Raw genomic sequence first — 14,571 nt, forward strand, 5'->3', positions numbered from 1 at the left:
GGCTCAGGCGGTTCGGAGTTTGCCGTAGGACATGCGGCGCCAGAGCCACTCGAGGGGGCCGAGTTTGAAGCGCTTCAGCCAGAGATGGGCGAATGCCATTTGCAGCCCGAAGATGGCGAGGGCAAGGACGAGGAGTTCGGCATGACCGAGCTTCTCGAAGAGCCCCAGCCCGGCCCCGGTGAAAAGGAGGTAGCCGATGAGCGATTGGGAAAGATAGAGGGTCAGGGCCATGCGGCCCGCCGGCGCGAAGGATGCCAGCCATCGTGGAGGGTGTTGCTTCTGGAGCAGTCGAATCACCAGGCACATGAAGCCGAATGCCATGAGAGGAGCACTGCATTCACCTAACAGGTATGCCCAGGCGGAATGGTGTCCGTCGTTGATGGCTGCGATGGAGGCGGGGGATCGGGTCAGCAGGAAGCCTGTCAGGATTCCAGTGAGTGCGCCCGTGAGGTAGTGTATGGGTGCCCACTTCATCTCGAAGAATCCGGTGCGAAGCAGGGCCATGCCGATGAGCATCAGGCCGCCGCAGAACTGAGCGAGGCCGAAGGGCAAGGCAAAGAACTGGAGGACTGCCGCGGTCTTGGCGTTGTGCAGGAACCACCCTTGCCACGGTCCGGTGACTGCTGCGATCTCCGCTTGGATGGCTTCGGGTCCGGGATACCAGAGCTCGTCAAGGTAATCGGCTGAATCCGGGAACTGACCGAGGAATTCGAACAGGAAGGTATTGAACAGGATCGAGCCGAGGATGGAAACGAGGCCGATGGCAACTTGAAGCCATACCCGGATCCGTCGCATCAGGTAAACGATGAACCCGGTGATGGCGTAGCTGAACAGGATGTCGCCGAACCAGAGGAAGTAGGCGTGCAGCAGTCCGATTCCAGCGAGGATGGCGTAGCGCTTGTAGAACTTGGGTGCACTGGAAAGCCCGGCTTCGTCCTCGCGGCGGGTGGACAGGATGATGCCGGCGCCGAAGAGCATGGCGAAGGTGCTGATGGCCCGTCCTGACACGAGGTAGTGGGTGAGTGACCACGCCGCGTGGTCGACCGGGTCCAGGGGGCCGGCATGAAACGGATTCTCGTAGGCTGCCTGCACCAACCCGAACGACTGGATGTTCATGAGCAGGATGCCGAGCACGGCCATGCCTCGCAGGATGTCCAAGCTTGCGATGCGGGCCGACGCCTTGGTCGGTTGCCGCCCCGGCATCGGAGGGGGTGCGGAAACCGCCGGGATGGCAGCGGGTGTTAGGGAGTCGTCGGGGATTCGGCAGGCTTGCGGCGGCATGGGGCCGCGACAAGCCGAATTGTTTCCGCGGCTGGATTGGTGGCGAGTGGTCGATCATGAGGGCTGGATTGTCGGGGGATGGCATCGCATGGTCCGTGCGATGCCGGACAGGGACAATCAGGCCAAGGGCTACGACCTCGTGGTGGCGGGTGGCGGAGCAGCGGGCTTCTTCGGAGCCATCACGTTTGCCGAACTGTCCCCGGGAGCCCGGGTGTTGGTCCTCGAGAAGAGCCGGGAGGTGCTGGGAAAGGTGAGGATTTCGGGTGGGGGTCGCTGCAACGTGACCCACGCCTGCTTTGATCCCCGGGAGTTGAGCCAATTTTATCCGCGGGGATCGAAACCATTGATCGGGCCCTTCCACCGCTGGGGTCCGAGCGACACGGTGGAGTGGTTCGAGGGCAGGGGAGTCCCGCTGAAAACGGAGTCGGACGGGCGGATGTTTCCGCAGTCGGACAGTTCCCAGAGCATCATCGATTGCCTGCTCGGGGCCGCCGAGGAAGCCCGGGTGGAGGTCAGGCGTTCATGCGGCGTGAAGACGGTGGAGAAGGATGGCGATGGCAGCTTCGTGATCCGGACGTCGAGCGATGAGGTCATCCGATCGAAGCAGTTGCTTCTCACGCTGGGAGGGACGAGAAACCGGATCGGGGCGGACTTGGCCGAGCAGTTCGGCCACCGGGTGCAGACGGCCGCACCTTCGCTCTTCACCTTCAAGATCGCGGATCCCCGCATCGACGGCCTGCAGGGGCTGGCGGTGAAGGATGCCGAGGTGTCGATTGTGGGGACCAAGTTGTGTGCCAGAGGGCCGGTGCTGGTGACGCATTGGGGGCTGAGCGGTCCCGGGATTCTCAAGGTCTCCGCGTGGGGGGCGCGGACGCTGCTTGAGCAGGACTACCGGTTTGAGGTGAAGGTCAATTGGACAGGTTCAATGGGCTACGAGGAAGTGGTGTCGCATTTCTCGAGCCTGCGCGGTGAGACCCGCAGGAAGATCATCAATGACGCGTGCTTCGGGATGCCATCCCGCCTGTGGAAACGATTGGTCGAGGGCGTGCTGGGCAGCGCCGAGGTAACGTGGCCTCATCTCACCAAAGATCATGCGAGGGAGTTGGCCCGGCAGTTGGTCGATGGCCGCTTCGAGGTGCACGGGAAGAGCATGAACAAGGATGAGTTCGTGACCTGTGGTGGGGTGGACCTGAGGGATGTGAATTTCAAGACGATGGAGAGCCGGATTGAGCCGGGCCTCTACTTCGCGGGTGAGGTGCTCGACATCGACGGGGTCACCGGTGGGTTCAATTTCCAGGCAGCGTGGACGACCAGCCGGATCGCCGGTGAGGCCATGGCGTCGAACTGGCCATGAGAGCAGGTTTGCGGTGCGGGGCTTGCCACGAGGAAGTGTCAGGGTGCAGGTTTCCGGAATGAGCGAACTGAAATGTCCCCTGTGTGAAATGGACGATGTCCTCGAGCATGCCGACAAATACGAATGCATGACCTGCGGGCACGAATGGGAAGCCGAGGCCAAGGACGAGGTGCGGGTGGTCAAGGATGCGCACGGCAACGTGCTGGCGGATGGTGATGTGATCGCGATGGTGAAGGACCTGAAGCTCAAGGGGAGTTCCCAGGTCCTCAAGGTGGGAACCAAGTCGAAGCCGATCCGTCTGGTCGATGGGGATCACGAAATCACCTGCAGGATGGAGGGCATGACGGTGGGGCTCAAAGCCTGTTTCGTGAAGAAGGTTTCCTGATGAAGGCGGTATCGGAAGCAGTGTCCGGGTTGGCGGCCTACCGTCGTGTGCCCGGTGTGTTGATCCGGCACGGTTTGTGGCCCTATCAGATGCTTCCTGCATTCATCAGCCTGCTGATGAGTGTTACCCTGTTCTTCGGCTTCTACCTGGCCGCGGATGGACTTGCCGGTTGGTTGGATGGCTTGATCCAGCTTGAGACCGCTTGGCTGGACAAGACGATCACCGTGTCGATGGCGGTGCTGACATTCCTGATCCTGCTGGCTGGGTTCATCTTTGTTCACAAGCACCTTGTTCTGATCGTGCTCTCCCCATTTCTCGGCAAGATCGCCGAGGAGACGGTCAAGGCGGTCAAGGGAGATGAGTATGCCCAGTCCGAGTTGACCTTCGGTCAGTCGCTGATGCGCAGCACGAAGGTCAACCTGCTGTATGTCATCCGCGAGCTGATCGCCAACGGGCTGTTTCTGGTCTGCGGCATCATCCCGGTCGTGGGGTCCATGATTTCGGCGGTGGGGATGTTTGTCAGCCAGTCGAAATTCCTCGGGTATGGTCTGATGGATTTCCCGCTGGAGCACCGTGGGCTGACCCTGAGGGAAAGTGATGCATTCGTGAAAGCCCGGACCCCCTTGTCGATCGGTTTGGGTGCGGGATACATGCTTCTGATGTTCATCCCCATCATCGGGTGGATGTTTGCTCCGACCTTCGGGACGGTGGCAGGGACGATCAAGGCTCTCGAGGAGCTCGACAAGGAGCGGACGGCTTGAGCTTGTATCGGTTCCGGGATTCCTCTAGCAGTAGTGAGCATCGTCCGATGGAGGTCGATGCATCCAATCCAACCCCCACACCAATATGCAACCCACCTTCGACCCCGCAATGAATCCTGAAGCCGTCGTCAGCCCGGTCCTGCTGGCGCTAACCGGCTTGCTCGGGCTTGGCGCTCTGGTCTGTTGGATTATCGAAGTCGTCACTGCCTTCAAGAAGGAGGAGAAGCCACTGATGGGAATCCTTTCCATCGTTCTCTGCTCTCTGGGTGGATTCGTGATCGGCTGGATCCACGCGAAGAAGTGGGGCATCACCAAGCTCATGGTCGGCTGGACGATCCTGGCAATCCTGGTCGGAGTTCTCTACGGGGTGCTGATCGCTTCGGCGAGTGCTGCGGTCGGCGATGAAATGCGTCGACAGTCGATGGAGATTCAATCCATCGAAATACCCGAGCTTGAAGCTCCCGCTCCCTGAGCGCGGCTACGGCTTGACGAGAGGTGAACGAGAAATCCGCGCCCCGGTCGACCGCGAGGTCGGCATGGGTCTGGCTCTTTGGGTGCGCAGCCTTGGGTCTTGCGCTCTGTCTGGTTCTCGGATGGTTGGGCCGCTTTCATTGGGCGGCTGAACTGTTTGTTCACTACCAGATCCAGTATGCCGTGGCTGCTGCGATCCTTGGAGCGGGGTTTGTCCTGCTGAAGTCGTGGCGAGGTGTGCTGGTCTGCGTGTTTTTGCTGATTTCTCCCGCGTGGAGAATCGGATCGCTTTATCGGGGAGGCCCCGCGGGTGATGGGGAGCAACAACTTCGAGTGGTCACTTACAACGTGCTCGGGGTGAACGATGGCCACGCTGCGGTGATCGACTGGCTGGGTCAGGTGGATGCCGATGTGATCTACCTGTGCGAAACCAATGATGGCTGGCTGCGGTCGTTGAGTGAACTGCACTCGCGCTACCCTCATCGGGTGGAGGAGGGCGGGCTGCTCAATCGGGGGTATTGCCTGCTCTCCCGCTTTCCCGTCGAGGAAGTCCGACAACTGCAAATGGACGGACCCATCGTGAAGGTGCGCTTGCTCACTCCGGGCGGGCATTTGACCGTGGTTGGCACCCACCCCATGCCGCCGACGAGGCGGAGGCTTGCCGCTCTCAACCGGGCCTGTCTGCGAGCGGCCATTCAGCAGGCTGTGGAGGCGGAGGATCCAGTCCTTCTGGTGGGTGATCTGAATGCGAGCCGCTGGGCTCATGCGCTCCGACCGCTGTTCGAGGCAGGTTTCCGGGACACCAGCGAGGGGTTTGGCTATCAGGCCACCTGGATGCGGCACACCGGAGTGCTGGCGATCCCGATCGACCATGTCTTTTCCCGGGGCCTGGGTGTTCCGGTGGATCGACGGGTCGGACCTGCCATGGGATCGGACCACTCTCCCGTCATCGTGGATTTTCCCGGATGGGGCGGGAATTCGTGAGAGATTCGATCATGGGATCCCGTTGATTGGCTCCGCTGTCGGGCCCGGGTGAAGATGACCACTGCTGGTTTTGACCGGTGGGGGCATTCCTCCTACCATGCGGCGTCGGCCGCGGCCTGACCCAGTCCATTGCCATGCAAGAACGAATCGACCAGACCTGCCAGAAGCTGCAAGGAATCCGTGAACGGCTCGCCGAGGTTGTGGTTGGCCAGGAGTCATTGGTCGATCGACTGTTGTTGGCCTTGCTGTGCGGTGGACACGTCCTGATCGAGGGGGTGCCGGGAGTGGCCAAGACTTTGACGGTGAATACTCTGGCTCAGGTGCTTCACGCGAGCTTCAGCAGGATTCAGTTCACCCCGGACCTGCTGCCGAGTGATCTGACTGGAACCCTGGTGTACGACCCGAAGAGTCATGAGTTTACTCCGGAGAAGGGGCCGGTTTTTGCCAACATCGTGCTCGCCGACGAGGTGAACCGCGCACCGGCGAAGGTGCAGAGTTCGCTGCTCGAGGCGATGCAGGAGAAGCAGGTCACACTAGGGAAGGAGACCTTTCCGTTACCTCATCCGTTTCTCGTTCTGGCGACGCAGAACCCGATCGAGCAGGAAGGCACCTATGCATTGCCGGAAGCGCAGGTCGACCGGTTCATGTTCAAGCTGAAGGTCGGTTACCCGACGATGGATGAAGAACACGAAGTCATGCGGCGGATGGCCCGTTCCAAACCGGTGCTGGACGTCGAGCCGATGGTGAACCTCGACGAGGTGGTGGAGATGCGTGCCCTGCTGGACGAGATCTACATCGATGAAGCGGTGGAGCGCTACATTCTCCGATTGGTCGATGCGACGCGGAATCCGTCGAACTACGGACTGGAGATCGACCGCTATGTCCGTTTCGGGGCGTCGCCACGTGCGACGATCTACCTTTCGCTGGCGGCGCGGGGAGAGGCGATGCTGAGGCGGCGCGACTACGTGACGCCGCAGGACGTGAAGTCGGTGGCTCCGGACATTCTCCGTCACCGTCTGGCAATCTCCTATCGGGCAGAAGCGGAAGGCCTCGGCTCGGATGCATTGATCCAGCAGATTCTCGGCAAAGTGCCCATTGAGTGATGGATGATATCGATCAGCGGTTGGACCGGTTGGAGTGGCGGTGTCGGCGTCCGGTCGAACACTTCCTGGCCGGTGCCTATCGCTCGGTGTTCAAGGGGAAGGGGATCGAGTTTGAGGATGTCCGGGTTTATGAACCCGGAGATGACGTTCGCAGCATGGACTGGAAGGTCACTGCGCGGACCGGGGTGCCTCATGTGAAGCGCTTCATCGAGGAGCGTGAGCAGTGCTTCCACCTGTTGGTGGATATTTCGGCATCGGTCATCAGCACGGCGGGCGGGGCGAAGCGGGAGATGATTGCAGAACTCGCATCGATGATCGCCCTGTCGGCGGTGGGAAACCACGACCGGGTGGGACTGGTGCTTTTCAGCGACCGGATCGAGCAGATCATCCGGCCTGCGAAGGGGCGCCTTCATGCGCGGCGGATCATGGAAGCCCTGCTTACGGTGGAAGCCAAGGGGCAGGGGACGAACCTTGGATTGGCGCTGAGTACGCTCGGGCAGCTGGCGGGGAAACCGTCGGTGGCGTTCGTGATTTCGGACTTTCTGGCCGATGATTACCTCGATGACCTTCAGGTGCTGGCATGGCAGCATGATCTGGTGGCGGTCAATGTGCTCGACCCTCATGAAATCGATCCGCCACGGCGGGGTCTGGTCCGGATCAGGGATGCTGAGGACGGTCGGGAGCGGGTGGTCGATTTCCGTGCGATGCATGCAGGCCGTGCCGGGGCACCGCGGAGGGAAATACTACAGGAACAGTTGATGGCCCGAGGCGTGGACCTGCTCGAGACAGCGGTCGGCGAGGATGCGGTTTCGGCGCTCTTGGACTTTTTCCATTCGCGGCAAAGGAGGGTCGCGGAGGAAACCGGCGGGTGATGAAGGCGCTGGGTCTGCTGGCTTCCGTGCTTCTCACTCTGGCCTGTCCAGAGTCCTTGGGGGCGCGCTTTGATGCCGCCTTCGACACGGAGGAGACGAAGCCGGGGGGGCTGGTGGTGCTCGAGTTGACCCAGACCGGCGATGTTCCCGAGAAGGTGGAGTGGAGCGTGCCGAGGCATGCGATGCTGAGACTGGTCGCTCGCGAGGAGATCCCGGTCAGAAAGAACGAAGACGATCTTTATGTGAGCGGGGAACGGTGGGTGTTGCAGGCCGTGCGATCGGGGAAGGTGGATCTCAAGGGGGTGGCGGTCCGTACCGAGGACGGGAAAGACTCCCGGTCCGTGGCTTTGCAGGATGTTTCCTTGGTGGTTTTGCCCTTTCCGATCGCTGCCACCAGCAACGAGCCCGAGGCTTGGCCGGATGAGGAGTCCGAGTCCACGGTGCCTCGGTGGGCAATCATTGTCGGGCTAGTAGGTCTTGTCCTTGCGGTCGGTTTCTGGTGGCTGAAGAAAAGGCCGGAAGGGAGCGGAGTGGATGAAGTGGCTTCGGCAGCATCCGAGGTGGATTTCGTGAGCAAGGTCCGTCGTGGTGAGGTGACGCGGAGTGAGTTGCAGGGGTATCTCCTACGCCATGGGGAGAGCTGTTCGCCGTCTTTGCGGCAGGCATTGGAGAAGGCGGCGTATGCCCGCAGTCTGGATGTGGAAAGCCTGCTCGGCCAACTCGACAAGGAGGTGGCTCGATGAGCTTGAACCAACCTTGGGTGCTGGTGTTGATCCCCGTGATCGGCTGGCTGCTGCTGCGCAAACGAAGCCACCAGTCGATCACCTTGGCGTCCACCGACCTCTGGCCCGGGCTGGGCGAGGGGCGAGCCCGATTTCTTCCGCTTCTCACGGTGCTCAAGTTGGTGGGCTTCTCCATGTTGGTGGTGGCGATCGCCCGGCCCCAGGCAGGGAGCACCCGGAGTTTCGAGTCGACGGAGGGGATCGCCATCGAGTTGTTGGTCGACATTTCCAGTAGCATGGATTTCCGGGTCGATCGGCCTGATGGTGAGCGGATGACCCGCATGGAGGTCGCCAAGGAGATCGTGGAACGCTTCGTGGCCGGAGACGGTGATCGGCTCGGTGGGCGGCCCCACGACTTGATTGGATTGATCACCTTCGCCCGCTACCCGGATACCCGAAGTCCGCTGACATCCGGGCACTCGGCACTGGTGCAAATCATCCGCGACCTCGAGATCCAGGACCGCCCGAATGAGGATGGCACGGCATACGGGGATGCCCTGGCTCTGGCAGCGGCCCGACTGAAACGCCTGGATGAACTGGAAGCCGATGATTCCACGTCGCTCGGTGGCGAACTCAAGAGCCGCGTTATCGTGCTGCTCACCGACGGTGAGAACAATTCGGGCCATCATCTTCCATTGGAGTCCGCGGCTTTGGCCAAGGAGTGGGGATGTCGGGTCTATGTGATCAGTCTCGGTCAGGACGAGGCGACCGAAGGTGGGATGGCCCCTGAACTCACGGCCGCGGAGCAGGTGCTTGAGCGGATCAGCGAGGAAACGGGTGGTTTGTTCCGCCAGGCCGGCGACTATGAGTCCCTGTTGTCGGTTTATGAGGAGATCGACGAGCTTGAAACCACCCGCATTGAAACACGAACCCATCAGATCGTGGCCGAGTGGTTCTGGCTTCCTCTTTCCGTGGCGCTGGCTTCGTTCGTCGTCTTGATCGTGGTGGAGACCACCTGGCTGAGAATCGTCCCCTGAACATGTCGTACTTCGTTTTCCAGTGGCCATGGATGCTCCTCCTTCTGGTGGGGTTGGTTCCGCTGTATTTGCTTGAGCGACGCTCTTCCGTCGAGAAGGAGGCGGTTCGCTCTGCTCTGGGGGCGGGTCCGGTCGCTGGTTCGGCGATCTCCGCACGCTTGCGCGGGCTGGCCATGGTTTGCCTGGTGCTGGCACTGGCAAGGCCCGGTTACGCTCCGGTTCGTCAGTCGGTCTCGACCGCCGGGCGTGACGTCGTGTTCGTGCTGGATGTGTCGCGGAGCATGTTGGCGGAGGATGTGCATCCATCCCGCCTTGAGAGCGCCAAGCAGGGCATCCGCGATTGCCTTGCCTCGCTCGACTCCGAGCGAGCGGGGTTGGTGGTATACGCCGGCAGCTCGAACATCGCTTGTCCTCTGACGAGGGACTCGAAGTTCGTTCGCTTCATGGTTGATCAGGCTCAACCGAGGTCGGTCGACTTCGGTGGAAGCTTTCTCCAGTCTGCGGTGGAGAAGGTGGTCGATCAGGTGTTCAGTGATGAACGCCGGGGTTTTCAGGACATGATCGTGCTGACCGACGGAGGTGACCATGGACCGGGAATGGACAAGGTCGCTGAGCTGCTGAACCAGCATGGGGTCGAGCTGCTGGTCGTGGGTCTGGGCGACGCGGACGTGGCAGCCAGGATTCCTGTGCTGGATGATGAGGGAAAAGCCGCTTATCTCGAACATGAGGGTGAGGTGGTGAGGACGAAGCTGGAGGATGAGTCGCTTCGTCAATTGTGCGGGTTGGTACGAGGTGGGCAGTATTTCGGGGCCGGCACTTCGCCGTTTCATCTGGGTGATGTGTATCGTGGTTTCAGTGAAGGGAAACCGACCGAAGGTCGGATCGGAGATGATGATTTCGTGGTTTACCGAGAGGGCGCCTACTGGCTCATGCCGATCGGATTGATCCTGCTGCTCCTGCCTGAATGGCGGGGCCGGGGTGCGTTGGTCGGAGGCATGGCCGCACTTCTGCTTTCCACTCCGCAGGTCCGAGGGGATGAAGCCGTTCCAGGAGAGTTTTCCGAAGCGGTCCGGCTCATGGATCTCGGGCGACCGGGCGAGGCGGTTCCGATCCTCGGAGAACTGGCGGCTCAGGATGGACTGACTCCGAGACAGCTTGGCGTGCTTGCATTCAACCGGGCCTTGGCGCTGACGCTGCAGCTTGAGAAGGACGCCGGCTTGCCAGCGCGGCAGCGGTTGGAGATGGCGCGGCAGGTGCAGGGAGATTTCCTTGATGCCATTCGGTTGGACCCGGGGCTGCAGCGGGCGGCCATGCGCTTGGATGAGGCCGCGGTGCTGGTGGCGGGGATCGAAGCCGAGGTCGCCGAGGAGGAACGACAGGATCAAGAGATCCAGGAGGCGCTGGCAGCATTGATCGAACGACTTGAGAAGCTGCTGGAAGGGCAGCAGAACTTGCTGGCCGATACACGGGCCCAAGGGCCCCCGGCGAGGGGGAGGGGAAATGCGGCCGCGGCACCGGTGCCCGCTGATGCAGTGGACCGTGCGCGCCAGGCCAGCTTGCGGCAGAAAAATTTGCGCATCGAGGCGGAATCGATCTCCAATGAGCTCAAGGAACTGGAAATCCAGCTGGCGGTTCCCGGAGCTCCCGGGGTGCTCGTACAACCGGTGAAGCTCATGTCGCAGGCGGTGAACGCTCAGCTGACCGTCGAGGACGGGCTCCGGGCATGGGAAGCCTGGCCGGCGACCCAACCTTTGCAACGAAGGTGCATTGAACTGATCGAGGAAGTGCTTTCGCTGCTCGCCAACAGCAGCTCGGATGAGTCCGAGGATGGAGAGTATGAGGACGAGGGCGACTACGAAGACTGGGATGAGTCGGCCGAAGGCGAAGGTGATCCAAGCTCGATGGCGATGGACGGGGACTTCAGTGCGGGGAACTCGACCCAGCCGCTTCCTCTTCCGAACTTGAGTGCGGAGGAGATTCTGAAGGAGGAGATTGGAAATCAGCAGTTTCGTCAGCAGCAGCGGGCGAAGGCGAATGCCGGGGAGGTGAAAAGAGATTGGTGATGAGGGTTCTCTGCATGGTTGCTTTCCTGATCTGCCACGCCTTTGCGGACGTGGAGCCTGTCGAACCGGTCATGAAGGTGCTCGGCAAGAGCTGGTTTGTGGGGGAAACGGTGGAGACCTCGTTCCAGCTCCCGGGCAAGGAGGAGCCCGAAGTCGAGTGGCCGGATGAGGGTGGGGATTTCCAGCTGGTGGATGTGGTGGTGGACTCCCCGGGTGATGATTCGGGCGCCTACCGGGTGAACATGCTCTGGGTGCCACGGCGGGTCGGCTTGCTGACCATCCCTTCGATCCCGTTCCTGATGGGTGAGGAAGTGGTGCAGTCACCCCAGAAGCAGATTGCCATCTCCGAACCGGTTGAAACCGACGAGATGTCACTCAGCCTGAATCCCGAGTGTCGCGAGATCTATGTCGGTCAACCGCTGCGCGTGGACATCGAATGGCGGAGCGACCTCCGGCTCGGGGCGCTGCGGGGGCTTCGCTTGCATCCATCCTTCTTCAATGATCCGCGGATTGAAGTCGTGGTCCCCCGGCCAACTTATCCGGATGACGAGCAGATCGGCCTGCCGGTCGGTGGACGACGCGTGATCGCCAGGAAAGCACCTGTCGGGGATGAGTCGGGTGGGTCGGAGCGATCCGTGGGTGTGATTCGGTTTTCCCTCTACCTGCGCTTTTCTGAGTCCGGAACCCTGAGTTTGGAGCCGGCGAAACTTGAATGTGCGAGGGTGCTCGAGAAGTGGTCGGATTTCACCAACTACGCTTCTTACTTCAACAACAGCCTGTTTGAACTTCCCGGTGACGATGTGCGCTACGAGCGCATCTACTGTCGCTCAGAGGCTCACGAGATCAAGGTGCTGCCGCTCCCTGAGGAAGGGCGCTTGGAAAGCTTCAGTGGCTTGTTTGAACCGGTGCGTATCGAGACTGAGGTCCAGCCCACGGCGGCCGAAGTGGGTCAGGTGATGAGCCTTCGGGTGCGGGTGTTCTCGGATGTGGACGGAGCTTTGTTGGAGATCCCTTCCTTCGGAAGTCAGCGCGGTCTGCGAAACCATTTCTGGGTGAGTCCTGATACCGCCACGAGATGGCAGGTGGATGGTCGCGAGTTCACGACCCGCTTCCGGGCTCTCACCACAGCGGTGAAGGCGGTGCCTCCACTGGAGTTCCAGGTCTTTGATCCGCAGTCGGGTCGCTATCGGTTGTTGAATACCGATCCGATTCCAGTGACGATCCGTTCCGGCGAGAACGGGGCGCATTTTGATGTGCGTTCGATTCCGGGGGCGGCCAATGTGCTGGTCGCCGAATCCGGCGGGGTCTGGGCGAACAAGCGATCAGGATTGATGAACGAGCTATTCGATACGTTGATTTCCATCCTGGTCGGTGGCTTCTGGCTTTGGGTGTTGTTCGGGCCTCTGCTTTTCCTCCTTTTACGCCCCCGGGTCATCGAGTGGAGAAGGCGATCGCTCGATCCGGCTCATGCCCGCCGGGTTGCGGCCTTGCGGAAGTTCCGGAAGCGGCCCGGTCTGGATATGTTCCGTGAGTATGTCGCCGAACTTCTCGACCGGGATGGCGAGGCGATGACGGGAGACGAAGTGGTCGGGGTGCTGCGAGGCGGAGGCGCGGATGAAGATTTGGTGGCTGATGTTTCGTCGGCCTTTGAAGAAGCGGACCTGAAGCGCTACGGCGGTTCGGATGATGCTCCGATGCGTGAACGGGATTGGGTTTCCCTGGCTTCACGGGTGCAGCGTCAGTTGCTCGTCGGGCTCCTCTTTTTTCTCGCGGTAGGCGGCCTTGGTCAGGTTCATGGTGGGGATTGGGATGATGCGGAAAAGTTGTTTGGTCAGGCGATTGAGATGCCGGTGGACGGCGATGCCCGGCCTGTTTTTGTCCAGGCGGCGCTGGCCTTTGAGCAATGTGCGAATGGCCATCGGCTTGAGGGATTGGCATGGACCAACGCGGGAAACGCGTGGTTCAAGGCGGGGGAGGTCGGACGTGCGATTGCCGCCTACCGGAGGGCCGGGATTCATCGACCCTTCGACGAGGAACTGCAGGAGAGCCTGGCGGCTGCGAGGGCGCTGTGTGTGGACGTGGTCCCGCCGGCGCCGGCGCCGGGATGGTTGCGCTGGCCGCTGTCCTGGCCCCTGAGATGGCAGCTTGCCACCGTGGCGCTGCTGTGGGTGTGCCTGTGGCTACTTCTGCTGGTGCGACTTCGCTTTCGCTGGAAAGGCATCAAGGTTGCCGGAGTGATCTTGTGGTCACTCCTTGGTGTTTTCGGCAGCTCTCTTCTAACAATGGTCATTCTCGATCAGGAGGATGGAGTGATCGTGGTCGAGGAGGTTCAGGGAAGGAAGGGTCCAGGGTATGGATATCAACCAGCCTACGAAACCGCCCTTCATCAAGGTTTGGAGTTCCGGCGTGGCGGACGGCGTGGTGATTGGGTCGAAGCGATTCTTCCCGACGGGAGTCATGCGTGGGTTCCGCGCGCATCGGTGGAACTCCTGCCCCGCTAACAGCCGGTGCCGGTCTTCAGGATCTGAATTTCAGGCTGGCGATCGACAGGACGCCGAGCAGCAGGATGCCACCACCGACCAGCGCGGCAATCCAGCCCCGTGAAACGGACGGACCGGCGGCTTGGGGAGGTGATGGAGTTTCCGTTTGGCTTGGTGCCTCCTCGGAAAGTGATGATGAGCTATCGGGTTTTTTCTCTTCTGGTGCATCCCAGTTCGTGGCGAAGAGCAAGTCGTAGGCTTTCGTTTCCTGGGTGGAGTCGACCAAGGCATCGCAGGCAGTGCGAAGTCGTTCGTGGGTCGTGACAGAAGCGGGCAGCGGCCCGGTCGTCCGGCCGTGGCCGAAGACAGGTACGAAAAGGGGGCCCGTAATGGGGCGTCGGTCAGGCCCCATCAGGATCTTGAGGAATGTCGTCTCCGCTGGGTCGTCACGTCGCACGCGCTCGATCAGGAATTCTGATGACTCGCCTGCCTCTGTGCGTGCAGCGTTGACCTTGTCCATGGAGGCCTGCAGCAATTCGAGCGCCTGTGCGTCCGCCGTGTTGTCTCCGGATTCGACAAGACACCATACGGCCGGGGCTCCTCTCATCAGTTCATCGGAAATCCTCTGGCGGACGGGGGAGTGCATGATCCGCTCGACCGTGCCCTTGCTTGCTCCAAAGACCCAAGGTGTGGCTCCGTCCCAGCTGGCGGGCGGGTGAAGCATCGCCGCAGGCCAGAATCGGACCTGGCCGATGTGCGGGATGGCCGATGGGTCTTGGGAATCCGAACTGCTGAGATCGACCATTTCGATGGTCAGGTTCGCAGACGGTGGGCGGGTCGTGATTTCCTTGGATAGCTTTGGGAGGAAATCCATCAACTCGCCGTCGAGTGGTTCTTGGTGGATGATCTGGAGGTGGAAGGCACTTGCTCCACGAGTTTCCCGGTCAGGCCGGGTTTGAGGAGAGGTGTCTTCCGACCACAAGGGGCAGGCGAGGAGTCCGACCACGGTCAGGACCGGGCCGCGGATGGAGGTGTGGAGGCATCCCATGGCGTTCGAT

Annotated in this window: 13 protein-coding genes; 11 read left to right on the forward strand and 2 right to left on the reverse strand. The window is 61.3% G+C overall.

The features are described 5' to 3' along the window. Positions 1-3: 3 nt before the first annotated feature. Positions 4-1,158, reverse strand: a complete 1,155-nt coding sequence (locus JIN81_RS08305; RefSeq protein WP_200278466.1) for a DUF418 domain-containing protein — start codon at positions 1,156-1,158, stop codon at positions 4-6. Here JIN81_RS08305 and JIN81_RS08310 point away from each other — a divergent pair. From JIN81_RS08310 to JIN81_RS08360, 11 genes are all read left to right on the forward strand, one after another. Further along, positions 1,151-2,635 carry a BaiN/RdsA family NAD(P)/FAD-dependent oxidoreductase gene (locus JIN81_RS08310; protein WP_234044595.1) on the forward strand — a complete coding sequence of 495 codons (1,485 nt, stop codon included), beginning with the start codon at positions 1,151-1,153 and terminating at the stop codon, positions 2,633-2,635. The genes JIN81_RS08305 and JIN81_RS08310 overlap by 8 nt on opposite strands. A gap of 58 nt (positions 2,636-2,693) precedes the next feature. Then, positions 2,694-3,020, forward strand: a complete 327-nt coding sequence (locus JIN81_RS08315; RefSeq protein WP_200278467.1) for a zinc ribbon domain-containing protein YjdM — start codon at positions 2,694-2,696, stop codon at positions 3,018-3,020. Then, positions 3,020-3,781 (forward strand): EI24 domain-containing protein, encoded by a 762-nt coding sequence (locus JIN81_RS08320; RefSeq protein WP_200278468.1) that lies wholly within the window; start codon positions 3,020-3,022, stop codon positions 3,779-3,781. The genes JIN81_RS08315 and JIN81_RS08320 overlap by 1 nt, the downstream gene beginning before the upstream one ends. Positions 3,782-3,890: 109 nt before the next feature. Then, complete coding sequence (locus JIN81_RS08325; protein ID WP_200278469.1) at positions 3,891-4,253, forward strand: hypothetical protein; 363 nt, start codon at positions 3,891-3,893, stop codon at positions 4,251-4,253. 125 nt (positions 4,254-4,378) lie between these two features. Beyond that, positions 4,379-5,236 (forward strand): endonuclease/exonuclease/phosphatase family protein, encoded by an 858-nt coding sequence (locus JIN81_RS08330; RefSeq protein ID WP_200278470.1) that lies wholly within the window; start codon positions 4,379-4,381, stop codon positions 5,234-5,236. A gap of 134 nt (positions 5,237-5,370) precedes the next feature. Continuing rightward, positions 5,371-6,339, forward strand: coding sequence for an AAA family ATPase (locus JIN81_RS08335; RefSeq protein WP_200278471.1), 969 nt, complete (start codon positions 5,371-5,373; stop codon positions 6,337-6,339). Beyond that, the gene (locus JIN81_RS08340; protein ID WP_234044596.1) at positions 6,339-7,211 is read left to right on the forward strand and encodes a DUF58 domain-containing protein; all 873 of its coding nucleotides are present in this window, start codon (positions 6,339-6,341) and stop codon (positions 7,209-7,211) included. Before JIN81_RS08335 ends, JIN81_RS08340 begins: the two co-directional genes overlap by 1 nt. Next, a complete protein-coding gene (locus JIN81_RS08345) occupies positions 7,211-7,954 on the forward strand; it encodes a hypothetical protein (protein ID WP_200278473.1) in 744 nt (247 codons plus the stop codon). Before JIN81_RS08340 ends, JIN81_RS08345 begins: the two co-directional genes overlap by 1 nt. Beyond that, a complete protein-coding gene (locus JIN81_RS08350; protein WP_200278474.1) occupies positions 7,951-8,970 on the forward strand; it encodes a vWA domain-containing protein in 1,020 nt (339 codons plus the stop codon). The genes JIN81_RS08345 and JIN81_RS08350 overlap by 4 nt, the downstream gene beginning before the upstream one ends. Positions 8,971-8,972: 2 nt before the next feature. Further along, positions 8,973-11,033: a VWA domain-containing protein gene (locus JIN81_RS08355; protein WP_200278475.1), complete on the forward strand. Its 2,061-nt coding sequence runs from the start codon at positions 8,973-8,975 to the stop codon at positions 11,031-11,033. Continuing rightward, the gene (locus JIN81_RS08360) at positions 11,033-13,534 is read left to right on the forward strand and encodes a tetratricopeptide repeat protein (protein WP_200278476.1); all 2,502 of its coding nucleotides are present in this window, start codon (positions 11,033-11,035) and stop codon (positions 13,532-13,534) included. The genes JIN81_RS08355 and JIN81_RS08360 overlap by 1 nt, the downstream gene beginning before the upstream one ends. A gap of 16 nt (positions 13,535-13,550) precedes the next feature. Here the strand turns inward: JIN81_RS08360 and JIN81_RS08365 are convergent, their stop codons facing one another. Continuing rightward, positions 13,551-14,561 carry a hypothetical protein gene (locus tag JIN81_RS08365; RefSeq protein WP_200278477.1) on the reverse strand — a complete coding sequence of 337 codons (1,011 nt, stop codon included), beginning with the start codon at positions 14,559-14,561 and terminating at the stop codon, positions 13,551-13,553. Positions 14,562-14,571: the final 10 nt, after the last annotated feature.

The sequence above is a fragment of the Haloferula rosea genome, from assembly GCF_016595525.1.
Lineage (GTDB): Bacteria > Verrucomicrobiota > Verrucomicrobiia > Verrucomicrobiales > Akkermansiaceae > Haloferula > Haloferula rosea.